This window comes from Nitrospirillum karajorum (assembly GCF_036348415.1).
Classification (GTDB): domain Bacteria; phylum Pseudomonadota; class Alphaproteobacteria; order Azospirillales; family Azospirillaceae; genus Nitrospirillum; species Nitrospirillum amazonense_B.
In genome coordinates this window covers 521,840-547,602 of record NZ_JAZBQB010000001.1, presented here as the reverse complement: position 1 = coordinate 547,602, position 25,763 = coordinate 521,840, and the positions used below count along the sequence as shown (strand labels likewise).

The following is a 25,763-nucleotide window of genomic DNA, read 5'->3' as shown; positions in this document are numbered from 1 at the left end:
CGCCGACTCAGGCCGCCGTGGGGATGGCGTCGATGCTGGGGCCGGCGGCGCGGATCCATTCCCGTGTCTTCAGGGGGCGGGGGCCACCGGCCTCCGCTGCCACATCCACCGCGTAGGGCTCCACCACCTCCTGCCGGGCGGCGGAGGCGCGGGCGATGCCCAGGGCCGCTTCTGCGCCGGCGGCGTCCGCCTGCACCTGGGCGTCCGCGATGCGGGTCGACCAGTCGCCGGCGGCGGTCAGCCAGACGACGGCGCCGTCCTGCAGGCGGTTGGCGGTGACGACCTTGGGGGCGTCGGTGACGCGGGCCATGGGACTATCCTCTTCAGACGGCGGCTTTGAAACCCGTGCCCGGGGTCGTGTCCGCATCGCGGCCCGGAACGGGGACGGTGGTCAGAATATCGGCGGCGATTTTGGCGGGGTGGGCCAGGGTCACGACCTGGCCCACCAGGATCAGGGCGGGACCGGCCAGGCCGGCGGCCAGGGCCCCCAGCCGGTCCAGCGTGCCGACGATCAGGGTCTGGTCCGGCCGGGTGCCGTTCTCGATCACCGCGACCGGGGTGTCGGGCGCCTTGCCGGCGGCGATCAGGCGATCGGCCACCAGGCCGGCCTTGCTCAGGCCCATATAGATGGCCAGGGTGTGGTCCAGGCGCGCCAGGGCCGTCCAGTCGATGGCCGGCTCCGACGGGCTGCCGTCGGCACCCGGGCCGCTGTGCGCGGCGCCGTGGGCGGTCACCAGGGTGATGCCCTGGGCCAGGCCGCGGTGGGTCAGGGGAATGCCGGTGGCGGCGGCGCAGCCCGCGGCGGCGGTGATGCCGGGCACCAGTTCCACCGCCACGCCGGCGGCGCGCAGCACCGCCATTTCCTCACCCCCCCGGCCGAAGACGAAGGGGTCGCCGCCTTTCAGGCGCACGACGCGGTGGCCGGCCTGGGCCTCACGCACCAGGATGGCGTTGATCTCGTCCTGGCTGACGGTGTGGCAGGATTTGGCCTTGCCGACATAGATGCGGCGGGCGTCCCGGCGCACATAGTCCAGGATGCGGTCGTCGACCAGCTTGTCATGCACCACGACGTCGGCGTTCTGCAGCACGCGCAGGGCCCGCAGGGTCAGCAGGTCGGGATCGCCGGGGCCGGCGCCCACCAGGGCGACGGATCCCCCCTCCGCCGCGTCGCCGGCGGCCGCCGCGTCCGTGTTCAGGGTTTTCACCAGCTGCTCATGCGCGCCGGCCTCATCCCCCGCCAGGAAGCGCTGGGCGATGGGGCCGTCGATGACCCGTTCCCAGAAGCGGCGGCGCGCCGTCTCGTCCGACTTCACCGCGCGGACGGCGCCCCGGAAACTGTCCAGGAAGGTGGCCAGGCGGCCCAGGCCGGGTTCCAGCGCCGCCTCGATGCGGGCGCGCAGGCGGCGGGCCAGGACGGGGGAGGTGCCATTGGTCGAGATGGCCACCGTGATCGGCCCCCGGTCCACGATAGCCGGCATGATGAAGGTGGACAGGTGCGGCCGGTCCGGCACGTTGACCAGCAGGCCGCGCGCCCGGGCCAGGGCCGCGACCTTGGCGGCCTCGTCCTCATCCTCCCCCGCGGCGAACACCAGGGTCACGCCGTCCAGGTCGTCGGGGGTGAAGGGGCGGTGACGGACCTCGGCGGCCAGGGACGCAAGGTCGGGATGCACCTCGGGCGCTACCACCACCAAGCGGGCGCCCCGGCCTTGCGCGGCGGACCCCGCCACCAGCCGCGCCTTGCGCAGGGCCAATTCCCCCCACCGACGATCAGCGCCGTCTGGCCAGTCAGCGTCAGGAACAGGGGGAAGGCGGACGACATTATACAAAAACACCATGTGAAAGCATTGACGTTCCCTCTTAATGTGTTCGTAAACAGCATATTTGTCGAGGTTGAAGCGGGGGGCGTTTCCATGGACGGCGGCGGCCTGTGGCGCGGCCGCCCCAGCCGGGTCCATTATGGAAAACCACGGTATGTCAACGAACTGAGGTGCCTGGCGGCTTCCGCGGCGCGCAGGTCGGCGCCGCGTCGCAATACTGCCATGCATGGCGCCGGTGTTGTGGCTGGATTATTTCACGCGCTGGAAGTGGTTAATCCGCCGTCATGCAGGCAAAGCCTTGGCTCGGCTGGGGTCTGGGAAGCCAGGTTATCAGCGCGCCTCATAATAACATCAATGAACTGTTATTAATGTTTCGGTTGACACAGATTGCGGTGTCGTTTGTCATGGGCGTCAACAACACGGAAGGGGTGCGCCATCCTGTCACAGGGGGTGCCTTCGCTCCGCCGGGGTGGGCCACCGGGCCTCGCCCGAACGCTTGAGGGGGATACCGAATGCATCGCAGAACACTGTTGACCGCCATGGCGGGTGCCGCCGGCGTGGCCATGCTGGGGTCGGTGCGCGCGCGCTCCGCCTCGCAGTTGCTGAACGTGTCCTATGACCCGACACGGGAATTCTACAAGGAATATAACGACCTGTTCGCCAAGGAATGGGCCAAGGCGTCCGGCGGCGACCAGGTCAGCGTCAACACCTCCCACGGCGGGTCGGGCAAGCAGGCCCGCGCCGTCATCGATGGGCTGGAGGCGGACGTCGTCACCCTGGCGCTGGCCTACGACATCGACGCCATCGTCGAGAATGGCGGCCTGATCAACAAGGATTGGCAGAAGCGCCTGCCCTATAACTCCACGCCCTACACCAGCACCATCGTGTTTCTGGTGCGCAAGGGCAACCCCAAGGGCATCAAGGATTGGCCGGACCTGCTGAAGCCGGGGGTGGAGGTCATCACCCCCAACCCGAAGACGTCCGGCGGCGCCCGCTGGAACTATCTGGCGGCCTGGGGCTATGCCCGCGCCAAGGGCGGTGACGCGGCGGCCCGCGACTACATCAAGGCGCTGTTCAAGAAGGTGCCGGTGCTGGACACCGGGGCGCGTGGCGCCACCACCACCTTCGTGCAGCGCGGTCTGGGCGACGTGCTGCTGGCCTGGGAGAACGAGGCCTACCTCGCCATCCAGGAACTGGGCCCGGGCGAGTTCGAGCTGGTGACCCCGTCCGTCTCCGTCCTGGCGGAACCGCCGGTGGCGGTGGTGGACAAGGTGGTGGACCGCCACGGCACCCGCCGGGTGGCGGAGGCCTACCTGCAGACCCTGTACACCCAGCCGGCGCAAATTCTGGCGACCAAGCACTTCTACCGCCCGCGTGATCCCGTGGTGCTGCAAGAGGTGGTGAACAAGTTCGCCAAGGTGGAACTGTTCGACATCTCCACCTTCGGCGGCTGGCACGATGCCCACAAGGCCCACTTCGCCGATGGCGGCAGTTTCGACCAACTGTACCAGCCGGGCTGAGGCCGGCCCCTTCACTTCGGTGCCAAGCGCGCCGCCGTCCGGGATGCCGGGCGGCGGCGTTTGGCATTTAGATGTAGAGGGCCGCCGCGCCTCTTCCGCATCCTGCCGTCCCAACGGTACTGTCATCGGCTTAAAGCCACGGAAGTGGCAACAGGGAAGGGGATGGACGTGCGCAAGGGACTGTTTGCCGGCGTGGCCGGCCTGGGTGTGGCCGCGATCCTGTGGGCGGGGGCAGGGCTGGCGCAGTCCCCGGCGCCCACCCCCAAGGCATTGGAACTGGCACGGGCGCTGGCCGACAGGGTCAACGCCGACGACCTGATGCAACAGGTGCTGGCCGCCACGGTGCAGCCGCTGACCTTCAACCTGAAGGCCGCGAATCCGGGGCGGGAGGCCGAAGTGGACGCCCTGTTCGAGCACACGCTGCTGCCGGCGTTCCGTAAGGCCATGGCGCCGGTCATCGACAGCTATGCCCAGGCCTACGCTGCGCGCTTCACCGAGGCGGAGCTGAAAACCATCCTGGACTTCTACGACTCACCCACGGGCGCCAAGATGCTGAAGGAAATGCCGGTGGTGCAGCAGCGCGGCCGGGGCCGGGCGCAGGCCCTGCTGCCCCAGGCCCTGGGGCCGGTGGTGAGCGATTTCATCACCACCTGCAAGGGCAAGGGCCTGGCCATCCCCCAGGGGTGAGGGGGCGTCGGCCCGACCAGAGCTACCGATGTAAGCCCCCCTGCGACATTCAGCCCAGAGTGGTGGTGGATGATGTTCGTCGGCCGGCCGCTGCGCTACCCTGACGCACTCAATCCACCATCATAAGTGGCCGTGAGGCCAGAAGGGGAGTGCGGGTGTTTAAGAGAATTGCCGCCGGTTTGATCGGCGTGTGCATCATGGCCGCCGTGCCGGCTTATGCCCAGACCGCCGCGCCGCCGTCACCCAAGGCGTTGGAACTGGCGCATAAACTGGTGGCCAAGACGAATGCCGCCAACCTGATGCAGCAGCTCATCCCCACGGTCATCGAACCCGTGGTGCAAAAGCTGAAGATCGTCAATCCGGGGCGCGAGGCCGACGTGCAGGCCCTGGTGGACAAGCGCCTGCTGCCCGATTTCAATACGGCGATGGTTCCGTTCTTCGACGCCGTCGCCGCGACCTATGCGGACCATTTCACGGAAGCGGAACTCGGGCAGATCCTGGCCTTCTATGACACGCCGGCCGGGGCCAAGCTGCTCACCGAAATGCCGGCGCTGCTGCAGCAGACCATGGCCAAGTCCAAGACCATGCTGCCGCCCGTCCTGGGCAAGGTGATGAATGACTTCGCCGCCGCCTGCAAGGGCGAGGGCCTGACGGTGCCCCAAGGCTGATCCTGCACCGAAGAGGGGGCGGTGCCCATCGGCGCCGCCCAATCCCCAGGGGGCGTCCTCACCTGGTGGCAATTCGCCCTATGAGCGGCTGGCGTCCCGGCCACATCGCCAGTAAAGTGCCCCCGCCGTTTCGATCCGCCCCATGCGCGCCCCGCTATCGGGTGGCCCTGACCCCCCTGAATGCCAAGGGGGCGGCCCCGTCGTCGACCGCGACGCTGGCATGCTGCGACTGCAAACGGCTCTCAATTTTTATAATTGGAATTATTCTAAGATGCGGCTATGGTCCTGTTCGTCGGTAGGGCGAACGCCGCAGGGCCCCGGATGGGGATCGCGGCCGGTGCGCCCCACCGAAAACAACGCGATTGCCAATCCGCGACTGACCAATTTCAACCAGCCAAGGAATTAATGATGTCCCTCATCAATACCGAAGTGAAGCCCTTCAAGGCGACCGCTTATCACAACGGCAAGTTCGTGCCCGTTACCGAGGCCGACCTGAAGGGCAAGTGGTCCGTGGTGGTGTTCTACCCGGCCGACTTCACCTTCGTATGCCCGACCGAGCTGGGCGACCTGGCTGACAACTACGCCGAGTTCCAGAAGCTGGGCGTGGAGATCTACGGCGTGTCGACCGACACCCATTTCACCCACAAGGCCTGGCACGACACCTCCGACACCATCGCCAAGGTGCAGTACCCGCTGGTCGGCGACCCGACCGCCACGCTGGCCCGCAACTTCGACGTCCTGATCGAGGAAGAGGGCCTGGCCCTGCGCGGCACCTTCGTGATCAATCCCGAAGGCCAGATCAAGCTGTGCGAGATCCACGACAATGGCATCGGCCGTGACGCGTCGGAGCTGCTGCGCAAGGTGAAGGCCGCCCAGTACGTGGCCAGCCACCCCGGCGAAGTGTGCCCGGCCAAGTGGACCGAGGGTGCCGAGACCCTGAAGCCGTCGCTGGATCTGGTCGGCAAGATCTGATCCCGCGCTGGTTGATGCCGGACCGGGACGGTGACGTCCCGGTCCCTGTCCGGGGGCCCTCGGGTCCCCGGATGCCTCCGGGCCCTGCGCCCTTGGAGGCTTAGGTCCGGGCCGTGACGCCGCCGTGACGCTATGGGTGGCGCGCCCGCTTGAACAGTCCGCCTGCGATATTACGTTTCCAAAATGCGCACCTGGCCGCCGCATGGCGCCGGTGACCGCCCCCTCTTTGCCCGCCCTTCCCCTCCCTCTCCGCCAGAAAGCCCGCCCCGATGTTGGACGCCAATCTCAAGACCCAATTGAAGGCCTACCTGGAACGGGTGAAGCAGCCGATCGAGATTGTTGCTTACCCGGACGATAGCGCCACCTCCCGCCAGATGATGGAGTTGCTGGCCGATATCGCCGAAGCCTCCACCCTGGTGAACATCAACGAGAACGTGGACGGCGCCGGCCGCCGCCCGTCCTTTACCGTGAACCGTCCGGCCGGCGACATCGGCATCCGCTTCAGCGGCCTGCCCATGGGCCACGAGTTCACCTCGCTGGTGCTGGCGCTGCTGCAGGCCGGCGGCTATCCGCCCAAGGTCAGCGACGAGGTGATCGAGCAGATCAAGGCCATCGAGGGCGACTACCACTTCGAGACCTTCATCTCGCTGACCTGCCACAACTGCCCCGACGTGGTGCAGGCGCTGAACCTGATGGCGGTGCTGAACCCCCGCATCCGCCATGAGATGATCGATGGCGGCGTCTTCCAGGATGAGGTGACCAAGCGCCAGATCATGGGCGTGCCGGCCATCTTCCTGAACGGCGAACCCTTCGGCCAGGGCCGCATGGACCTGGAGGAGATCCTGGCGAAGCTGGACACCAGCTCCGTCGCCCGTGAGGCCGCCAAGATCGACGCCAAGGACCCGTTCGACGTGCTGGTGGTGGGCGGTGGCCCCGCCGGCGCCGCGGCCGCCATCTACGCCGCCCGCAAGGGCATCCGCACCGGCATCGTGGCGGAGCGCTTCGGCGGCCAGGTCATGGACACGCTGGGCATCGAGAACTTCATCTCCGTCACCGCGACGGAGGGGCCCAAGCTGGTGCGCAGCCTGGAAGAGCATGTCCGCAGCTATGAGGTGGACATCATGAACCAGCAGCGCGCCAAGGCCCTGGCCACGGTCGACGGCCTGCACGAGGTGACGCTGGAAAGCGGCGCCAAGCTGAAGGCCAAGGCCCTGATCCTGGCCACCGGCGCCCGCTGGCGCGAAATGAAGGTGCCGGGCGAGGAGCAGTACAAGACCAAGGGCGTGGCCTTCTGCCCGCACTGCGACGGCCCGCTGTTCAAGGGCAAGCGCGTGGCGGTGATCGGCGGCGGCAACTCCGGTGTCGAGGCGGCCATCGACCTGGCCGGCATCGTCGCCCACGTCACGCTGCTGGAGTTCGACAGCCAGTTGCGCGCCGACGCTGTGCTGGTGACCAAGCTGAAGAGCCTGGCCAACGTCACCATCCTGACCCAGGCCCAGACCACCGAGGTCACGGGCGACGGCCAGAAGGTGAACGGCCTGGTCTATAAGGACCGCGCCTCGGGCGAGACGCACCGCCTGGCGCTGGAAGGCATCTTCGTGCAGATCGGCCTGCTGCCCAACACCGATTGGCTGCGCGGCACGGTGGAACTGACCCAGCGCGGCGAGGTGATCGTCGGCCACCATGGTGAAACCTCCGTCCCCGGCATCTTCGCCGCCGGCGACGTCACCACGGTGCCCTACAAGCAGATCATCATCGCCATGGGCGAGGGGGCCAAGGCCTCCCTGGGCGCCTTCGACCACCTGATCCGGTCGTCGGTGCAGGCCGCCTGAGTCGCACCCGCGTCAAGTACAGCGCCCACCTGGGGTGGCGCCGGACCGGTCCGGCGCCCTCTCCAGGTGGGCGTTTTTATTGGGGGAATCGGGGTTGCCGAGAGGACAGGTGACGGGCCTGCCACCACGTCCCTAAACTGCCCGCCTGACCCCCCATCCGGACTATTCCACCTCATGTCCCATCCCGGCTTCATCCACCTGCGCACCCATTCCGCCTACTCGTTGTCCGAGGGGGCGATCAAGGTGAAGGAGCTGGTGAAGCTGTGCACCAAGAACGCCATGCCGGCGGTGGCGGTGACGGACACCGGCAATCTGTTCGGCAGCCTGGAATTCGCCATGGCGGCGTCCGACGCGGGCGTGCAGCCCATCGTCGGCTGCCAGATGTGGATCGGCCGCTGGGGCCCGGCGGCAACCACGCGCGGGCCACAGCGCCCCGGCACCTTCGGCGCGGACCAACTGGTGCTGCTGGCCCAGAACGCCCAGGGCTACGCCAACCTGATGGAACTGATCAGCAAGGCGTACATGGAGACGGAGCCGGGGCTGGAACCCCAGGTGTCCGTGGCGGCGCTGGACGGGCACAGCGACGGCCTGATCGCGCTGACCGGCGGCATCCATGGCGGGGTGGGGCGCCTGCTGCTGGAAGGCCAGGCCCCAGCCGCGACCGAGCTGTTGCTGGAACTGAAGCGCCTGTTCCCGGGCCGTCTCTATGTCGAGCTGATGCGGCATGACAAGGACACCGCCATCGGCCGGGCGGAGCGGCGCATCGAGGGCGCGCTGGTCGATCTGGCCTATGCCCACGACCTGCCGCTGGTCGCCACCAACGACTGCTACTTCGCCACCGCCGACATGTACGAGGCGCACGACGCCCTGCTGTGCATCGCCGACGGCGCCTTCATCATGCAGGACGACCGCCGGCGCCTGACCCCCGACCACTACTTCAAGAGCGCGAAGGAGATGCGGGAGTTGTTCGCCGACCTGCCGGAAGCGGTGGACAACACGGTGGTGGTGGCCCAGCGCTGCGCCTACATGCCGCGCAAGATCAACCCCATCCTGCCCAACTTTCCCACCGTGGAAGGCCGGACGGAGGCGGAGGAACTGCGCGCCCAGGCCCATGACGGCCTGACCTTCCGCCTGAACCGCTACGTCTTCACGGCGGAGATGACGGAGGAGGAGAAGGCGGACACGGAGAAGCGCTACCGCGAGCGCCTGGATTACGAACTGTCCGTCATCGAGCGGATGAAGTTCCCCGGCTACTTCCTCATCGTGTCGGACTTCATCAAGTGGGCCAAGGACAACGGCATCCCCGTGGGGCCGGGCCGTGGCTCGGGCGCCGGCTCGCTGGTCGCCTGGTCGTTGCTCATCACCGACCTGGACCCCATCCGCTTCGGCCTGCTGTTCGAGCGTTTCCTGAATCCGGAACGCGTGTCCATGCCCGACTTCGACGTGGACTTCTGCCAGGACCGCCGCGACGAGGTCATCCGCTACGTCCAGGCCAAGTACGGCCACGACCGCGTCGCCCAGATCATCACCTTCGGTAAGCTGCAGGCCCGCGCCGTGCTGCGCGACGTGGGGCGCGTGCTGCAGATGCCCTATGGCCAGGTCGACCGCATCTGCAAGATGGTGCCTAACAACCCGGCCAACCCCGTCACCCTGCAGGAGGCGCTGGACGGCGAGCCGCTGTTGCAGGAGATGCGCCGCCAGGATGAGACGGTGGACCGCCTGATCGGCGTGGCGCTGAAGCTGGAAGGGTTGTACCGCCACGCCTCCACCCACGCCGCCGGCGTGGTGATCGGCGACCGCCCGCTGGACCAGCTGGTGCCGCTGTACCGCGATCCGCGGTCCGACATGCCGGTCACCCAGTTCAACATGAAGTATGTGGAACTGGCCGGCCTGGTGAAGTTCGACTTCCTGGGCCTGAAGACCCTGACGGTACTGCAGAAGGCGGTGGAGCTGATCCGGCCGCTCAACCCCGACCTGGACCTGCTGAACCTCGACCTGTACGACGAGAAGACCTACAGGCTGTTGGGCCGGGCCGAGGCGTCGGGCGTGTTCCAGCTGGAAAGTTCGGGCATGCGCGACGTGCTGCGCCGCATGAAGCCCAACCGCATCGAGGACATCATCGCGCTGGTCTCGCTGTATCGGCCGGGCCCGATGGACAACATCCCCAAGTACATCAAGGTGAAGGACGGGCAGGAAGAGCCCGACTACATGCATCCCTCGCTGGAGCCCATCCTGAAGGAGACCTTCGGGATCATGGTGTACCAGGAACAGGTGATGCAGATCGCCCAGGTGCTGGCGGGCTACAGCCTGGGCGGCGCCGACCTGCTGCGCCGCGCCATGGGCAAGAAGATCAAGGAGGAGATGGAGAAGGAGCGTTCCAAGTTCGTCGACGGCGCCACGGCGCGCGGCGTGGACGCGGAGCAGGCGGGCCTGATCTTCGACCAGGTCAACAAGTTCGCAGGGTACGGCTTCAACAAGTCGCACGCCGCCGCCTACGCCCTGGTCGCCTACCAGACGGCCTACCTCAAGGCCAATTACCCGGTGGAGTTCATGGCCGCGTCCATGACGCTGGATCTGGGCAACACCGACAAGCTGAACCAGTTCCGCCAGGAACTGGACCGGCTGAAGATCAAGCTGCTGCCGCCGGACATCAACAGATCGGGCGACATCTTCCGCGTGGAGGACCTGCCCAACGGCGATCGCGCCGTGCGCTATGCCTTGGCGGCGGTCAAAGGGGTGGGTGGCCCTGCCATGGCGGCGGTGGTGGCGGAGCGGGACGCGGGCGGCCCCTACCGCGACCTGTTCGACTTCGCCCGCCGCCTGGACAACAAGGTCATCAACAAGCGCCAGCTGGAGAACCTGGCCGCCGCCGGCGCCTTCGACAGCCTGGTGCCCAACCGCCACCAGGTTCATTCCGCCATCGAAATCATGTTGCGCTACGCGCAGGCGGAGGCGGCGGAGCGCGAGAGCGGCATGAACAGCCTGTTCGGCGCGTCGGCGCCGCTGAAGGCGCCGGAGCTGCCGCGCGTGGTGGATTGGGAGCCGCTGGAAAAGTTGCGGCACGAGTTCGAGGCCATCGGCTTCTACCTGTCGGCCCACCCGCTGGACGCCTTTGCCGCCCCTCTGGCCAAGCTGAAGGTGGTGCGTTTCGCCGACCTGCCCGGCATCGTGGCGCGCGGTGGCGGGTCCACCCGCTTCCGCATGGCCGGCATCGTCGTCGCCCGGCAGGAGCGTACGGCCAAGAGCGGCAACCGCTTCGCCTTCATCGGCATGTCCGACGCGTCAGGCGTTTACGAGGTGACGCTGTTCTCCGAGGCGCTGGCCCCGGCGCGCGAGCATCTGGAGCCGGGCAAGGCCGTGCTGATGACGGTGGACGTGCAGCAGAACGGGGAGGAGTTGCGCCTCACCGGCAGCGGCGTGCAGTTGCTGGAGGATGAGGTCGCCAAGGTGGCGTCTGGCCTGCGCGTGACCGTGAAGGATGAGACGCCGGTGGAAGGCTTGCAGACGGTGCTGAAGCGCCTGCCGGCGGGCCGGGGCAAGATCCACCTGATGGTGGAGGTCGACCGGCTGGAGGTGGAACTGGTGCTGCCCCAAGCCTATCAGATCAGCAGCGCCAGCCGCTCCGCCCTGCGCTCCATTCCCGGCGTGATCGATGTCCAGGATATCTGAGCCCAAACGAAAAAAGGCGGCTCCCGTGATGGGAGCCGCCCTTTCATGCCTGGCGGTGGCGCCTTAGTTCATCGCGCCCTGCATGCCGCCGGCCGCACGCTCGCTGTCCGGGATGCCCGGGGTGGCGCACATGGTGCTGACCTGCACCCAGCCGCCCTGGCCCTGGTCGCTGACGGGGGCGTCACCCTCGCCGGCCCGCATGGACGACTTGATGACCCACTGGCCACCCTGGCTTTCAACCCAGGTGTCGATACCTTCCACACGGCCCTTGCCCTGCGGCATGCCGAACACCACCGGGGCGGTCCACACGCGGGGCTCGGTGCCTTCCAGGCAAACCGGCTTGGGCACGGTGTCGCCCGGCTTCATGGCCGTGTTCACCTTGCCGGTGCCGGTGGAAATCATGCCCTGCGGCCGGATGATGTAGGTGCGGGTTTCGGTGCTGTACGACGACGTGCTCGTCGTCGTGGCCGGGCCGATGGCCCCCTCGTCACCCATGGGGGCCGGCGGCGGGGCGTTGGCCTCGGGCGGGGCCATGGTGGTGTCATTGGGGTCGTTCGCGGTCGGGGCCCCGGTCTGGGCCAGGGCCGTGCCGCCGATCAGACCAGTGGCCAACAGCGTGGCCGCAAGCAGGTGCATCCGCATGTCCATCTCCTTCGTGTTCGATCGGCCTGATCCAGGTTGGCGCGCCGCCTGATACCAAACCCCAAACAGACGGGGAGGGTTCCCGCACGCTATGGGGCGCGGGCTGGCGGCGACATCAGCCGTGAACCTGGATCGGCCATCGGTGAAACTTGGCGGTTCAATGTGTGGGCGGGGGGAATACTGTAAAGCTGCCCTGCGGTTATTGATGCCGCCGGATTGTGTCCACCGTTGGGCCGAATCTGGATGGTGATGGGGCTTGTTTGTTACAACCCTGCCGGAAATTTCCCACCGTGGTCCGGCGTCAGGCCGCCGGGCCGACATCCTCCGCCGCGGGGTCATAGGCGTTGACGTGGGGAATGCGGGCCAGCAGGCGGCCCAGCAGGTTGATCAGGGTGTCGACCTCGCGCGGGCTGAGGTCCGCCAACAGCCGCCGTTCCCGCTCCAGCGCCATGACCAGGATGCGGTCATGCAGGTCACGGCCGGCCACGGTCAGCGCTGCCTCGCGGCCGCGGGGTTCCGCCGGGCGGAACTGGATCAGGCCACGATCCTCCATCAGGGCATAGCTGCGGCTGACGGCCGCCTTGTCCATGCCGATGATCTGGCAGATGCGGGCGGCGGTGCACCAAGGCTCCGCCACCAGGTGGACGATGATGCGCCATTCCACCACCCCGATGCCGAAATGCTTGAAGTAGAGCCGTGAGGCGCCGCTGGACAGCTTGTTGGCGATGGAGTTCAGAAAGGCCGGAACATAGCGGTCCATGTCCAGCTTGGGACCCATGTCCAAGGTCAGGTCGTTGACCGGCAGCGCCACCGGCTGCGGGCGGGAAGGGGGCATGGTGGGTCCTGTCCTCATGCGCGACCCCGTCTTCGGGGGGTCTTGTTCCCACGAACACCAGGCCGGGGCCGAACCCCGTCCAGGCTTGTGATCGCAATGACCTTGGCACCATGGCCCGGAATGCACAAGACCCGGTTCGCGGTGCGAACCGGGTCTTGCGAGGAGAATGATGGCGCCCAGGGGCCGGCTTACTTGCTGTCGTAGTCGGGGATGGACGGGAACTGGTCCGGGTCCACCTTGCCGTTGCGGATGTAGTTGTTCTGCCGCTGGCGGTACAGGGACCGCATCGTGGCGTAATAGTCCACGCTGTTGCGCTTCATGTCGTCCAGCACATCCAGGTACTGGGCGCGCAGGTCGACCGCGTACACACCGGCGCGGGTGTAGCTGGCCCAGTCGTCATGGGTGTTGCTCAGGTACCGCGACACCGGGTCGCCATAGGCCTCGACACCGAAGCCGACGGCGTCGCGCAACGTGCTGGACCCCAGGAAGGGCAGCACCAGGTAGAAGCCCTCGGGCACGCCCCAGACGGCCAGGGTTTGGTCGAAGCTCTCATACTCGTAGGTCAGCCCGTGATCGCCCGCCACGTCGATCAGCCCGCCCAGCCCGATGGTCGAGTTGATCAGGAAGCGTTCGGTCGCGACGCTGGCGCCGTCCCAGTCGCCTTGCAGCAGCTTGTTGGCCAGCGTCAGGGGGGAGCGCAGGTTCCACAGCACGTTGCGGATGCCCGTCTGCGCGAAGTCCGGCATCACGGTGCGGTAGACCTTGGCGGCCGGACGCAACAGCACCGTGTCCACGCCCTCGTTGAACCAGAAGATGGCGCGGTTCATCCCCTCCAGCGGGTCGTTGGCGTCCTCCTCCTGTGCGGCGGCGATGGCGGCGCGCGCCTCGGCCGTCTTGGCCTCGGCCACCTCCGTGCGGGCTTCGCCGCCGGCGGCATCGGCCGCCGGCGCGGTGGGCTGGCTGGCGTCCGCCGCCGTTGTTTCCTGCGCACGACCGGCGGCCGGCAGCAGCAGGGGCAGCGCCAGCAGGCCCGCCAGGGCGGTGGCCTTCAGGCCCGGCCGGCGGGTCCGGACGGCCCGGGGGGCGGCCAACGGGGCGATCAGGGGGGTGGACGGAACAGTGGTGGAACCGGGACGCAGCATCGGGGGGATGCCTCCAGCAACGGGATAGGAAAGGCCGGAACCGGCCGGGGGTGGGATGCCGTCTGGCCTGGGCACGCGGGCCCATGCTCCATACGGATGGAACGGCCAGAACCTGTCATGCCGTCCAAACTCAACCATAACGGGGCGCCGGCCAGGCCCAAATGGGAAAATTTGCGGCCCTGTTGCCGCCTGCGCATGGCGGCTTTGTCATTTGGGGGGCGTTGTAAAAGTGTTGTTTACCAACGGGGCAGCGCCAACCATGCTGGGCGCCGGCGGGTTTCACGGCCCAGGCTGCGACAGTTTGCGCGGCCAGGGGGCGTAAAAGAGCCGATTACGCGGCTGTGCCGGGCGGAAAAGCAGCCACGCCGCACCGTTGAGACCGCGCGCTTCGCGCAACATAAAGGAACACCCGATGCATCGCCATCCCGCGCCGCGCCATCGCCTCCTTCGTCCGGCCCTGCTCGGCGTCCTGACGCTGACGGCGGCGTGCTCCAGCCATAAGACCTTCTACAACGTCACCACGCCGCTGGGGCAGACGTTGGGCCGCACCCCGTCGGAGGATGCGGCCAAGGTGGCCTTGCGCGCCTGGTTCATCCGCGTGGACAGCAACCAGGATGGCAAGCTGTCGCGTGAGGAATTCCAGGCGGAGGCCGACGCGGTGTTCGCCCATTACGACCTGAACGGCGACGGCGCCCTGAACGTGACGGAACTGGAGAAGGTGCGCCAGGCCGACCGCATGGCCATGATGGGCCAGGACGGCCGGCCGCCGCGGGGAGGGCCTGGTGGCGGACCTGACGGCAATCCGCAAGGCGCCGGCCCGGATGGAACGCCGCCCGAGGACGGCCCAAGCGGGATGCCAAGCGGGATGGGGGGGCCTGGTGGCCGGGGCGGCGGCATGGGTGGTGGCCGGGGCGGGGTCGACCCCATCATGGCCGCCGACACCAACCTGGATTTCCGGGTGACCCGGGAAGAGTTCCGCGCCTATGCCCAGGCCCTGTTCGAGGTCATCGATGCCAACCACGATGGCCAGTTGACGCTGGAGGAGATCGAGAAGGTCGACCTGACGGTGCAGGAACCGGGTGGTGGCGGCCGGGGCGGCCCCGGCGGCGGCCCCGGTGGGGGCATGGGCGGTGGTCGTCACGGCGGTGGGGGCATGGGGGGTGGCGGTATGGGGGGTGGCCCCGGCGGTATGTGACCATCCCGCGTCAGCCGATGAAGGCGGTCGAAATCGGCCGCCGGAATCGGTTAAGGTCCTTTCCGACAAGGCTTTGGCCCCATCATGCCCTCCGCCGCCAGCCGGCGGTCAGCCCCTCGGAAGGATGCTCATGGACCGGTGGATCGAAAGCGTGCTGTTCGCCAGCCGCTGGCTGCTTGCCCCCCTTTACATTGGCCTGGTGGTGGCCCTGCTGCTGCCGCTCGCCGGCTTCGTCCATGAGCTGTGGCTGCTGGTCAACCACCTGCTCACCGCCACCTCGCATGAAATCATCCTGGGCCTGCTGTCGCTGATCGACCTGTCGCTGATCGCCAACCTGGCGCTGATGGTGATCTTCGCGGGCTATGAGAATTTCGTCTCCAAGATCAGCGTCGCCAGCCACGCCGACCGCCTGGAATGGATGGGTGAGGTCGACTTCGGCGGCCTGAAGCTGCGCCTCATCGCCTCCATCGTCGCCATCTCCGGCATCCAGTTGCTGCGCGCCTTCATGAGCGTCGGCGACTACAGCGACCGCGACCTGATGTGGTCGACCCTCATCCATGTGGTCTTCGTGATGTCCGGCGTGCTGCTGGCCCTGATGGACTACCTGACGGCGAAGGCCCACAAGCTGGAGCATTGAGAGGGGGAGGGGCGCGGCATGCCCCTCACGCCGCCCGCCCTTCCGCGTGCCGCGCCCGGAGTGCCGTCACCACCCGCTGGATGACGGGCGCCCAGTCGCCCTGCCTCTGCTGGCGGAACAGGCGGGTGGCGGGATACCAGGGGGTGTCCTGGCTATCCAGGCGCCAGCGCCAGTCGGGCGCGAACGGCAGCAGCAGCCACACAGGTCGGCCCAGCGCTCCCGCCAGATGGGCCACCGCCGTATCGACCGTGATCACCAGGTCCAGCGCCGCCAGCAGCGCCGCCGTGTCGGTGAAGCCGTCCAGCGCGATGTCGGCCATGCCCAGCGCCGCCAGCGTTTCCTCATCCCCCTGCCGCCGATCCGTCTGCACGGGCCAGAGCGCCATGTCGGACATGGCGGCCAAGGGGCTGGCCAGGTCGGCGAGAGGGATGCTGCGCAGCCGGTCGGCCCGGTGCGCCGGGTTCCCCGACCACGCCAGGCCGACGTTGAGCGTCCCAGCGGTCAACCTGCCGCGCCAGGCGCGCACCCGGTCGGGGTCCGCGGCCAGGTAGGGCGCCGGTACCGTCAGGTCCTCGGCACTTCGTACCCCCAGCGCCGCCGGCAGGCTCATCAGCGGCACGTGCAGGTCGAAGGCCGGCAAGGGGCGCCCCCGCGCCGTCACCTCCACCCCGGTTACCCCCATCCCCGCCAGTCCGCCGCGCAGCAGGGCCAGCAGCGGGGGCTGCACCTCCAGCACCACCCTTCCGCTTCCGGCGTCACCGATGGGTAGACGCGCCAGGAAACGGGCGAACTGCAGGGTGTCACCCAGCCCTTGCTCGGCATGCACCAGCAGGGTGCGGCCCGCGAGATCCTCCCCTTGCCATTCCGGCACGGTGAATCCCCGGTCGGCCAGATCCTCCACCCCACCGCGCCAGCGCCAGCCATAGGCGGACCATCCCCGGGCGTCGTCGCCGGCCAGCAGCCAGGCCAGCGCCTCGTTGAAGCGCACCACGCCATTGTCCGGCGCCAGGTCGGCGGCCCGTGCATGTACGGCCAACGCCTCTTCCACCTTTCCCTGTTCCGCCAGGGCCTGTCCCAGGTTGGACAGATAGGTCGCGTCCATGGGCGCCAGGGCGACGGCGCGGCGGTAGCTCTCCACCGCCGCCGCGCCGTGTCCCGCCAGTTGCAGCGCTGTGCCCAGATTGACATGGACGTTGGCGGCGTCGGGCGCCAGCGCCGCGGCCCGCCGGTGCAGGGCCAGCGCCTGCTCCAGCTGCCCCTCCGCCTGCAGCACCAGGCCCAGGTTGGTCAGGGCGTCCGGCCACTCGGGATGCAGACGCAGGGCGCGGCCATAGGCGGCCTTGGCCTCGGCCCGCCGCGCCTGGTCGGCCAGGACGTTGCCGAGGCCCAGGAAGGCGGCGGCGTTGTCGGCGTCGCGGCGGATGGCGTCGGCATAGGCCGCCAGGGCGGCGGCCTTGTCACCCGCCCCCTCCAGGGCCATGCCCAGCGTGACGCGGATATCGGCGTCCCCGGGGGCCAGCGCCGCCGCCATGCGGAAGGCGGCGATGGCTCCGGCCAGCTCGCCCATGCCCTGGCGCGACAGGCCCAGGCGCAGATGGGCGTCGGCGTCGCCCGGTTGCAGGAACAGGATGCGCTGATAGGCGATGACGCTGTCGGCCAGGTGCCCCAGGGCATGGAAGGCGTCACCCAGGGCCCGCAGGGCCGCGACGTTGCCCGGCTGGGCCGCCGCCACTCCGGAGAGCATCTCCGCCCCCTCGACCAGCCGTCCGGTCCGACAGAGGATGACGCCCAGCAGGTGCAGCACGGCCGTTTCATTGGGCAGGCGGTGCAGGATGATCCGGCACAGCCGTTCCGCCTCATCCAGGCGGCCGGCACGGTCATGATGCTGCGCCTGCCCGAACAGGGCCGCCAGCTCCGGCGATACCATCAATCGTTCCTTGGATACCGCCGTCATGTCGCTGCCCCCAATTCCCCCGATGCTTGCAGTGTGGCGAGAAGGGGGCGGCCCACCACCGGCGGGGCGGCGCCCGCCCCTTGCGGAAATACCGCGCCAGCTTTGGCGTCCTCATCCGTGTAGCTAAAATTGAATCTATTTTTGCCGGTTGGGGCGGGGCAGTGCTCCGAGTTGCCGGCAGGGGGTGGGGGCGGCGATGCTGAGCAGTCTGGCGATCTCCGGAGCCGGGGTGGAGTCCTTCGATTTCCGCTTCTCCAGCGGCGTGCTCACCCCCAACGACATCCTGGACAGCGCCACCACCCCGCCGGGGCGATATGTGTGGGAGGTGGCGCGCCGCACCCTGGCCGCTTGCCCGGATGCCGATGCCGTGGTGGTCGCCAACCCCATCCTGCCCATTCGCGGCAGCCGCCTGGCCAAGCTGGCGCTGGCGGGTGGGCCCTTGCCCTGCCCGGCGGTGCTGACGGACGAGGGCACCTTCCCCATCGCCTACATCCTGCCGCGCCGGCTGCTGGACGAGGGGCTGGGGCGCTTCCTCTGCCTGCTGTCGGTCAGCCGCTCCGCCGCCGACGCCCAGCTGCTGTCGCGCCTGACGGGGGGTGGCTTCGTGCCCCGGCGGCCCACCACCCTGCGCGCCATCGGCACCCTGCCGGAAAGCACGCCCCAGGGCTATGTCCTGGGCGACAATCTGCAGGCCTGGCTGGTCCAGTGCGTCAACGCCGTCACCCTGATGCGCCAGCGCGACGATTGGCGCGACCTGCCGTTCGCCGCCCACCATCCCGGCCACGCCGGCGACGTGCTGTTCTTCAGCCTGGCCTCCCGCCTGGTGCGGGATGAGCATCTGGCCTTTCAAAGCCAGGTGGTGTGCAGCGCCTACCTGGATATCTTCCATGATTGCGGCAACCGGCTGGCGCCCATCGTGCTGGACATCCCGCCGGCCCCCCGCAACACCGACGTCGGCGATGGGCAGTATTTCATCGACAGCCTGGCCCACCTGCCGCCCGGCGTGGCGGAGGAGACCTTCATCGTCTTCTCCCGCTATTCCAAGGCCTACGCCAAGTCGCCTTTCAACCTGATCGACCATGCGCGGTTCAGCCTGGGCGACCCGGTGGCCACCTTCGCCGATACGCTTTATGGGCGCCCGCCCCCGCTCCCCCATCATACCGCCGCAAGTCAGGCGGCTCCTTTGACGCCGGACGCGCCGCTCAAGGTGCTGATGCAGCTGACTGGCGGCTGGGACCTCAAGACCTATCCGGCCAAGGAGCGCCGCGTGCTGATCCGCGCCCTGATCGATTTGGGCTGCGCCGTGACGGTCATCGACCTGCCCGACGCCGCCGCCGACGGCGCAACGGTTGTCACGGCCGGCAGCACGGCGGCGCTGAAGGCCCTGCTGGCCGACCATCACGTCTTCCTCAGCGTCGACAGTTTCCCCCTGCATTTCGCCAGCCAAATCCTGGGCCACCCCACGGTGGCCATCTTCGGCTGCACGGCACCCGGCAATTCCGACGCGCCCCGGCGCGCCGGCTACCGCCTGCCGGCACCCGCCTTGCCCTGCGGCCCCTGCGGCTGCCTGGACTATTGCCCCGTGCTGATGATCCGGGAATGCACCAACCAGCCGCGCCCCGCGCAGCTGGTGGCCGCCATCCTGGACGTGGCGGCGGAGGTTTATGGCGCCGGGACCGGCGTGGCGCCGGGCCTGGGCGACGCCGCGTAGACGGGGGAGGGGACCGATGCTGGGCGGTATCGCGATCACCGGTGGACGACTGGAAGCGTTCGACTTCCGTTTTTCCATGGGCCCGCTGTCCCCGGGGGAATTACTGGACAGCGCCACTTCGCCCCCTGGCCGTTATGTGTGGGAGGTGGCGCGCCGTACCCTGGCGCGCGTGCCCCAGGCCGACGCGGTGGTGGTCAGCAACCCCCTGCTGGCCTCGCGCGGGGCCCGGCTGGCCGACCTGCTGCGCGGTGGCGACACGCTGCGCTGCCCGGCGGTGCTGACCGATGCCGAAACCTTCCCCGTCGCCTACGTCCTGCCGCGCACCCTGTTCGACCAGGGGCTGGGCCGCTTCCTCTGCCTGCTTTCCGCCAACCGCGCGGCGACGGACGCGCAACTGCTGTCGCAGCTGACGGGGCAGATCGTCCCCCGGCGCCAGACGCCGCTGAAGCCCCTGGCGCCCCTGCCGAAGATCACCGCGCAGGGCTATATCCTGGGCGACAATCTGGCAGCCTGGCAGACGCAGTGCGCCGACGCCGTACGGCTGATCCGGTCGCGGGCGGATTGGCGCGACCTGCCCTTTGCGGCCCATCATCCGGGCCATGCCGGCGATGTGCTGTTCTTCAGCCTGGCGTCGCGCCTGGTGCCGCCGGAGCGCCTGGCCTTCCGCGCCCAGGTGGTATGCCGCACCTACCTGGACATCTTCCGGGACTGCGGCAACCGGCTGGACCCCATCGTGCTGGACATCCCGCCCGTCAGCCGCACCGGCGACGTCTCGGATGGGCGCTATTACCTGGACAGCCTGGCGCATATCGATCCCCAGGTGCGGGCCGGCACCTTCATGGTTTATTGCCGCTTTTCCAAATCCTATTCCCGGACGCCGTTCAACCTGCTGGACCAGGCGCGCTTCGCCCTGGGCGACCCAGTGGCGACCCTGGATGACACGCTGTATGGCCGGGCCGCGGCTCGGCTTCCCCTGGGGCACAGCCGCTGCGCCCGGCCCCCGGCCCCCTTGCGCGTACTGATGCAGCTGTCGGGCGGCTGGCCGTTGAAGGCCTATCCGGCGCGTCCCGCCCGGGTGCTGATCCAGGCGCTGGCGCGGCTGGGTTGCGCCGTCACCGTGCTGGACGCGCCGGCGGATCTGGTGGCGGCGGGCGCCACCCCGGCCACGGCGGGCAGCACCGACCGGCTGGCCGCCCTGATCCGCGACCATCACGTCGTCCTCAGCGTCGACAGCTTCCCCCTGCATTTCGCCAGCCAGGTGCTGGGTCATCCCACGGTGGCGGTGTTCGGTCCCACCTTTCCCGGCAATTCCGATGCGCCCCGCCGCCTGGGCTATCGCGTTCCATCGCCGGCGCTGCCCTGCGCCCCCTGCGGCGGCTACAAGGCCTGCCCGCTGGATGAGGGGCCGGAGTGCCACAACCATCCCCCACCCGCCGACCTGGTCGCGGCCATCCTGGAGGTGGCGGCGGAGGCGTACGGCGGCGCCGTCCTGCAAAGAGGAGACGCGGCATGATCCCGCCCCTGAGCTTGCGCGTCCTGGCCTTCTTCGACGCCCGTTTCCAGTCCGGTCCCTTGGGTCAGGCCTGCGGCGGCGGCGACCCCTGGGCGCGGGCCCTGGATGCCTATCCCGCCCGCCGCCATCACAGCCCCCTGTTGCAGCCGGGCAAGGCGCTGGGCCGCTATGACCTGGCCGATGCCGCCAGCGCCGGCCGGGTGGTGGCGGTGGCGCGGGCCACGGGCATCGGCGGCTTCGTCCTGGACTGCCACCGTGTCGGCGACCAGTACCTGACCGGCGCGGAGTGCCTGGACGCCTGGTGCGATGACAATTTCGGCCTGGCCTTCCGCTGGACCCCGCCGGCGGGGCCGGTGACGGCGGCGGACGCCGCCGCCCTCATGGCGGCCATCACGGGGTTCAGCCCGCTGTTGGCCGATGGGCGCCAGGTGTTGGTGGTGAATGAGCCCTACCGCCTGCCCGATCCGGCGGGCGCGGTGGCCCTGCTGCGCCAGGTGGCCAGCGTCGCCGGACTGGGCGGCCTTTACCTCGTCGCCACGGCGGCGGAGGCGCGCGGCGGGCTGCTGGATGCCGGCTTTGACGCCTTACTGGACCCCGGGCCGGCGCAGTGGCGCTCCTGCAAGCCGGCGGATCTGCTGAACGGCTACACGTTCTTGCAGGCGGAGGCCGGGCAGGCCGATGGCGGCATGTTCGACGACACCATCATGACCTATGCCCATTTCGTGAACAGCCGCATGGTGGACCGGCCCTCCCGCGGCAAGGTCCTGCCCCGCGTGGTGCTGGACTATGCCGACTGGCCCGACCATCCCCAGGGGGGCGCCACCCTGCTGGCCAGCACGTCCCCCACCCTGTACCGCCGCTTCCTGGCCGGGGCCCTGACCTATGTGGCCCAGCATTTCCCGGAGGACGAGCGGCTGGTCTTCATCGACAGCTGGAACCATTGGCGCCAGCGCAGCCAGATCGAACCCACCACCCAGTTCGGCAGCACCGTGCTGGATGAAACCGCCAACGGCATCCGCCAGGGCGGCTATGTCGCCCTGACCCGCGTGGGCGAGCCCACCCCCGGCCGCACGCCCGGGGTGGATTACGACGCCATCGCCGCGCTCTGCCGCCGGATCGAGGAGGAACTATCAGTCCCCGCCTGATGGTTCGCCCTGTGAAAAGGCGCTGGTGAAGAAGTCGAGCAGGCCGAAGGGGGCGCTGTCGCCCAGGCAGAGATCCAGGATGTGGTGCGCACCCTCGGCCGCCGCCGCACTGCGCGGGAACATCAGGGATTCATAGGCGGCCAGCGCCGCCTCAGTGTCATCGGGATGCGCCACGATGGCCTGCGCCAGTTCGGCGCCGTCCAGCATGGCCAGGTTCGCGCCGTCGCCGGCGGGCGGGGCCAGGTGGGCGGCGTCCCCCAACAGCGTAACGCCCGGCACGCGAGGCCAACGGTGATCGCTGGGCGAAGTATGGAGCAGGCGCGGAACAGGTGGGGTGTCGCTGTGGGTGATCAGCGTGGTCAGGGCCGGGGCCCAGCCCCCGAACTCGGCCGCGATGCGGGCCTTGGCGTCGTCGCCGCCGAAGTCGATGGCGGTGATCCACTCGGCCGGGCGCTTCAGGGCGATGTAGGCGTGCAGGGTGCCGCCTGGTTCGCGGTGGGCGAAGATGCCCTGGCCGGGCATCAGGGCGAACATCCCTCCGCCGCCCACCGCCTCAGCCGTCGCCGGATACCGCGTGTCGGCGTCGAACAGATAGGTGTCGATGAAGGTGGCGCCGACATACACGGGCGCGGCGTCTGATAGCAGCGGCCGGACCTTGGACCAAGCACCGTCGGCCCCGACCAGCACATTGGTGGTGACGGTCGACCCGTCCGTGAAGGTCAGCGTGTGCCGGCCGTCGCCTAGGCCCTTGGCGTTCGCCAGCTTCCGGCCCCACTGGATGGCTCCTGCCGGCAGGCTGTCTAGCAGGATGCGCCGCAGTTCCCCTCGCAGCACCTCGGGCCGGCCGCCGGTGCCGTCGTCCGGCTGGTCCAACAGCAGCCGCCCCTGCGGGTCCAACACCCGCGACGCTTCCCCGCCCGGGTGGATCAGGGCGCGGAACTGGTCGAACAGGCCGGCGGCCTTCAGCGCCATCTGCCCATCCCGTTCATGGATATCCAGCATGCCCCCCTGGGTGCGGGCGCCGGCCGACGCCTCCGCCTCATAGACGGTCGCGGGGATGCCGTTGAGGTGCAGGACGCGGGCGAGGACCAGGCCGCCCAGGCCAGCGCCGACGATGGTGACGGATGGCGTCATCGTGCTTCCTTCAGGGAGAACAAGTTAATGGAACGGCGTTCCACAGATATCAATTGGAACGATGTTCCATGAATGTCAAGATGGCGCCCATGACAAAACGGACCGAGCGGCGCGCGGACGCGCTTTCCAAGGAAAAGATCGTGGCGGCGGCTATCCTCCTTCTCGATACGGAGGGGGAAGGGGGGCTCACCTTCCGCGCCCTGGCCAGCCGCCTGGCGACGGGCAGCGGGGCGATTTACTGGCACATCGCCGACAAGGGGGAATTGCTGGCGGCGGCGACCGACCATGTCGTCACGCGGGCCATGGCGGGGGCCGTATCTGGGGCCATGTCCGCGATTGAGGCCGGCGGGGCGGAACCGCGTGCGGCGATCCGAACCATCGCGCTGGGGATGTTCGATGCCATCGACGCGCACCCTTGGGTGGGCGCCCAGTTTTCCCGTGCGCCGTGGCAGCCGGCGATGCTGCGGGTTTTTGAGGCCATCGGCGCGCGGCTGGGGCAGCTCGGCGTGCCGGAAAGGGCCTGGTTCAACGCCTGGTCGGCGCTGGTGACCTTTATCTTCGGCGCCGCCGGGCAGAACGCGGCGAACGCGCGCATGCAGGCGCCGGGGACGGATCGATCGGCGGCGCTGGCCGACATCGCCGGGGGGTGGTCGCGGCTGGATGCGGCCGAATACCCCTTCCTGCGTCAGGTGGCGCCGCAACTGGGCGCGCACGACGACCGTGACCAATTCCTGGCCGGCGTCGACCTCATCCTGGCGGGGATCGGGACGGTGCGATAAGGAGTCCCCGCCGGCTTGGGACCGGCGGGGACCGAAGGAACTCAGGGCGTGTGATAAATTTCCGCACCCTGGGCCAGGAAGGCCTCCGACATCTCGGCCATGCCCTTCTCGGCTTCCACGAAGCTTCCCTCCACGCCGGCCAGGTCGCGCACCTCCTGGCTGATCTTCATGGAGCAGAACTTCGGCCCGCACATGCTGCAGAAGTGCGCCAGTTTGGCGCCGTCGGCGGGCAGGGTCTGGTCGTGGAACTTCTCCGCCGTTTCCGGGTCCAGCGACAGGTTGAACTGGTCGCGCCAGCGGAACTCGAACCGGGCGCGGCTCAGCGCGTCGTCGCGCAGGCGGGCGGCGGGATGGCCCTTGGCGAGATCCGCCGCGTGCGCCGCGATCTTATAGGTGACGACACCCACCTTCACGTCGTCACGGTCGGGCAGGCCCAGATGCTCCTTGGGCGTGACGTAGCAGAGCATGGCGGTGCCGAACCAGCCGATCTGGGCGGCGCCGATGGCGCTGGTGATGTGGTCATAGCCGGGCGCAATGTCGGTGGTGAGCGGCCCCAGCGTGTAGAACGGCGCCTCGCCGCACCACTTCAGCTGCAGGTCCATGTTCTCCTTGATCTTGTGCATGGGCACGTGGCCCGGGCCCTCGATCATCACCTGCACGTCGTGCTTCCAGGCGATCTGCGTCAGCTCGCCCAGGGTCTTCAGCTCGGCGAACTGGGCGGCGTCGTTGGCGTCGGCGATGCTGCCGGGCCGCAGGCCGTCGCCTAAGGAGAAGGCCACGTCATAGGCCTTCATGATCTCGCAGATTTCCTCAAAGCGGGTGTAGAGGAAATTCTCCTTGTGGTGCGCCAGGCACCACTTGGCCATGATGGACCCGCCGCGCGAGACGATGCCGGTGACGCGCTTGGCGGTCAGGGGAATGTGGGCCAGGCGCACGCCGGCATGGATGGTGAAATAGTCCACGCCCTGTTCGCACTGTTCGATCAGGGTGTCGCGGAACACCTCCCACGTCAGGTCCTCGGCCTTGCCGTTCACCTTCTCCAGCGCCTGGTAGATGGGCACGGTGCCGATGGGCACGGGACTGTTGCGGATGATCCATTCGCGGATGGTGTGGATGTTGCGGCCGGTGGACAGGTCCATGACCGTGTCCGCCCCCCAGCGGATGGACCACACCAGCTTGTCCACCTCTTCCGCCACCGATGAGGTGACGGCGGAATTGCCGATGTTGGCGTTGATCTTGACCAGGAAGTTGCGGCCGATGGCCATCGGCTCCGATTCCGGGTGGTTGATGTTGTTGGGGATGATGGCGCGGCCGCGCGCGATCTCATCCCGCACGAACTCAGGGGTCACGAAGTCCGGGATGGATGCCCCAAAGCTCTCGCCATCACGCTCCAGCTGTTCCTTCAGCGCCTGGCGGCCAAGGTTTTCGCGGATGGCGACGTATTCCATCTCCGGCGTCACGATGCCAGCGCGGGCGTAGGCCAACTGGGTGACGGCCTTCCCACCTTTGGCGCGCAGGGGCAGGCGGCCGGCGCGGTCGAACACCGGCACGGGGCTGCTCTCGCCTTCCTTCAGGCCGTTGTCCACCGCCTTGATGGCGCGGCCGTCATAGCGCTCCACATCGCCCCGGGCCTCGACCCAGGGGCGGCGCAGCTCGGCCAGGCCCTGGCGGATGTCGGTGGTCACGGCCGGGTCGGTGTAGGGGCCGGACGGGTCATAGACGCGCACCGGCGGCTCATTGGCGCTGGGGCTCAGGTCGATCTCGCGCATGGCCACGCGCAGGTCGGGGTGCAGGGTGCCCGGGATATGGACCTTGCGGGAGGCGGGCAGGGGCCCGGTGGTGACGGCGAAGCCGTCGCTTCCCGGAATCGCGGCCGGGGTCAGGGTGTCGGGCATAGGGTCGTGCTCCTCC

The 25,763-nt window shown here is 68.7% G+C and carries 20 protein-coding genes; 12 read left to right on the top strand and 8 right to left on the bottom strand.

Annotated features, from left to right (window positions below; all coding sequences use genetic code 11):
• Positions 1 to 7: 7 nt before the first annotated feature.
• Together UCD39_RS02460 and cysG are read right to left on the bottom strand one after the other, a co-directional pair.
• Entirely contained in the window at positions 8 to 310 is a 303-nt protein-coding gene (locus tag UCD39_RS02460; RefSeq protein ID WP_330494546.1) for a DUF2849 domain-containing protein, read from the bottom strand.
• A gap of 13 nt (positions 311 to 323) precedes the next feature.
• Positions 324 to 1,751 carry a siroheme synthase CysG gene (cysG, locus tag UCD39_RS02455; protein ID WP_330494545.1) on the bottom strand — a complete coding sequence of 476 codons (1,428 nt, stop codon included), beginning with the start codon at positions 1,749 to 1,751 and terminating at the stop codon, positions 324 to 326.
• Positions 1,752 to 2,329: 578 nt separating this feature from the next.
• Here cysG and UCD39_RS02450 point away from each other — a divergent pair.
• From UCD39_RS02450 to dnaE, 6 genes are all read left to right on the top strand, one after another.
• Positions 2,330 to 3,337, top strand: a complete 1,008-nt coding sequence (locus UCD39_RS02450) for a sulfate ABC transporter substrate-binding protein (protein ID WP_211101996.1) — start codon at positions 2,330 to 2,332, stop codon at positions 3,335 to 3,337.
• 168 nt (positions 3,338 to 3,505) lie between these two features.
• Positions 3,506 to 4,024 carry a DUF2059 domain-containing protein gene (locus tag UCD39_RS02445; RefSeq protein ID WP_330494544.1) on the top strand — a complete coding sequence of 173 codons (519 nt, stop codon included), beginning with the start codon at positions 3,506 to 3,508 and terminating at the stop codon, positions 4,022 to 4,024.
• 155 nt (positions 4,025 to 4,179) lie between these two features.
• On the top strand, positions 4,180 to 4,692 hold the full coding sequence (locus tag UCD39_RS02440) for a DUF2059 domain-containing protein (protein ID WP_330494543.1): 513 nt from the start codon (positions 4,180 to 4,182) through the stop codon (positions 4,690 to 4,692).
• A gap of 408 nt (positions 4,693 to 5,100) precedes the next feature.
• The gene (gene ahpC, locus UCD39_RS02435; protein ID WP_145608432.1) at positions 5,101 to 5,664 is read left to right on the top strand and encodes an alkyl hydroperoxide reductase subunit C; all 564 of its coding nucleotides are present in this window, start codon (positions 5,101 to 5,103) and stop codon (positions 5,662 to 5,664) included.
• Positions 5,665 to 5,933: 269 nt separating this feature from the next.
• Positions 5,934 to 7,496: an alkyl hydroperoxide reductase subunit F gene (gene ahpF, locus UCD39_RS02430; RefSeq protein WP_330494542.1), complete on the top strand. Its 1,563-nt coding sequence runs from the start codon at positions 5,934 to 5,936 to the stop codon at positions 7,494 to 7,496.
• A gap of 174 nt (positions 7,497 to 7,670) precedes the next feature.
• Positions 7,671 to 11,165 (top strand): DNA polymerase III subunit alpha, encoded by a 3,495-nt coding sequence (gene dnaE / locus UCD39_RS02425; RefSeq protein WP_330494541.1) that lies wholly within the window; start codon positions 7,671 to 7,673, stop codon positions 11,163 to 11,165.
• 63 nt (positions 11,166 to 11,228) lie between these two features.
• On the opposite strand, the gene UCD39_RS02420 is transcribed toward dnaE, so the two are convergent.
• The 3 genes from UCD39_RS02420 to UCD39_RS02410 form a co-directional block, all read right to left on the bottom strand.
• Positions 11,229 to 11,807 (bottom strand): hypothetical protein, encoded by a 579-nt coding sequence (locus tag UCD39_RS02420; RefSeq protein ID WP_330494540.1) that lies wholly within the window; start codon positions 11,805 to 11,807, stop codon positions 11,229 to 11,231.
• 301 nt (positions 11,808 to 12,108) lie between these two features.
• Positions 12,109 to 12,642, bottom strand: coding sequence for a MarR family winged helix-turn-helix transcriptional regulator (locus tag UCD39_RS02415; RefSeq protein WP_330494539.1), 534 nt, complete (start codon positions 12,640 to 12,642; stop codon positions 12,109 to 12,111).
• 188 nt (positions 12,643 to 12,830) lie between these two features.
• Positions 12,831 to 13,784, bottom strand: a complete 954-nt coding sequence (locus UCD39_RS02410) for an MlaA family lipoprotein (RefSeq protein ID WP_330494538.1) — start codon at positions 13,782 to 13,784, stop codon at positions 12,831 to 12,833.
• A gap of 412 nt (positions 13,785 to 14,196) precedes the next feature.
• Here UCD39_RS02410 and UCD39_RS02405 point away from each other — a divergent pair, with 412 nt between their 5' ends.
• Both UCD39_RS02405 and UCD39_RS02400 read left to right on the top strand, forming a co-directional pair.
• Positions 14,197 to 14,979 (top strand): EF-hand domain-containing protein, encoded by a 783-nt coding sequence (locus UCD39_RS02405; protein ID WP_330494537.1) that lies wholly within the window; start codon positions 14,197 to 14,199, stop codon positions 14,977 to 14,979.
• Positions 14,980 to 15,109: 130 nt separating this feature from the next.
• Positions 15,110 to 15,616 carry a TIGR00645 family protein gene (locus UCD39_RS02400; protein WP_145732096.1) on the top strand — a complete coding sequence of 169 codons (507 nt, stop codon included), beginning with the start codon at positions 15,110 to 15,112 and terminating at the stop codon, positions 15,614 to 15,616.
• Positions 15,617 to 15,641: 25 nt separating this feature from the next.
• Here the strand turns inward: UCD39_RS02400 and UCD39_RS02395 are convergent, their stop codons facing one another.
• Positions 15,642 to 17,543, bottom strand: coding sequence for a tetratricopeptide repeat protein (locus UCD39_RS02395; RefSeq protein ID WP_330494536.1), 1,902 nt, complete (start codon positions 17,541 to 17,543; stop codon positions 15,642 to 15,644).
• 223 nt (positions 17,544 to 17,766) lie between these two features.
• On the opposite strand from UCD39_RS02395, the gene UCD39_RS02390 reads away from it, so the two are divergent.
• The 3 genes from UCD39_RS02390 to UCD39_RS02380 are packed head-to-tail and all read left to right on the top strand — an operon-like array spanning position 17,767 to position 21,939.
• Positions 17,767 to 19,281 carry a glycosyltransferase family 9 protein gene (locus UCD39_RS02390; protein WP_330494535.1) on the top strand — a complete coding sequence of 505 codons (1,515 nt, stop codon included), beginning with the start codon at positions 17,767 to 17,769 and terminating at the stop codon, positions 19,279 to 19,281.
• 16 nt (positions 19,282 to 19,297) lie between these two features.
• A complete protein-coding gene (locus UCD39_RS02385) occupies positions 19,298 to 20,794 on the top strand; it encodes a glycosyltransferase family 9 protein (protein ID WP_330494534.1) in 1,497 nt (498 codons plus the stop codon).
• Positions 20,791 to 21,939, top strand: a complete 1,149-nt coding sequence (locus tag UCD39_RS02380) for a glycoside hydrolase family 99-like domain-containing protein (protein WP_330494533.1) — start codon at positions 20,791 to 20,793, stop codon at positions 21,937 to 21,939. The genes UCD39_RS02385 and UCD39_RS02380 overlap by 4 nt, the downstream gene beginning before the upstream one ends.
• Here the strand turns inward: UCD39_RS02380 and UCD39_RS02375 are convergent.
• A complete protein-coding gene (locus UCD39_RS02375) occupies positions 21,925 to 23,073 on the bottom strand; it encodes an FAD-dependent oxidoreductase (protein ID WP_330494532.1) in 1,149 nt (382 codons plus the stop codon). The two genes, UCD39_RS02380 and UCD39_RS02375, sit on opposite strands and share 15 nt — an antisense overlap.
• On the opposite strand from UCD39_RS02375, the gene UCD39_RS02370 reads away from it, so the two are divergent.
• Complete coding sequence (locus tag UCD39_RS02370; protein WP_330494531.1) at positions 23,064 to 23,852, top strand: TetR/AcrR family transcriptional regulator; 789 nt, start codon at positions 23,064 to 23,066, stop codon at positions 23,850 to 23,852. The two genes, UCD39_RS02375 and UCD39_RS02370, sit on opposite strands and share 10 nt — an antisense overlap.
• Before the next feature lie 41 nt (positions 23,853 to 23,893).
• Here the strand turns inward: UCD39_RS02370 and thiC are convergent, their stop codons facing one another.
• Complete coding sequence (thiC, locus tag UCD39_RS02365) at positions 23,894 to 25,747, bottom strand: phosphomethylpyrimidine synthase ThiC (protein ID WP_330494530.1); 1,854 nt, start codon at positions 25,745 to 25,747, stop codon at positions 23,894 to 23,896.
• Between the last annotated feature and the right edge of the window lie 16 nt (positions 25,748 to 25,763).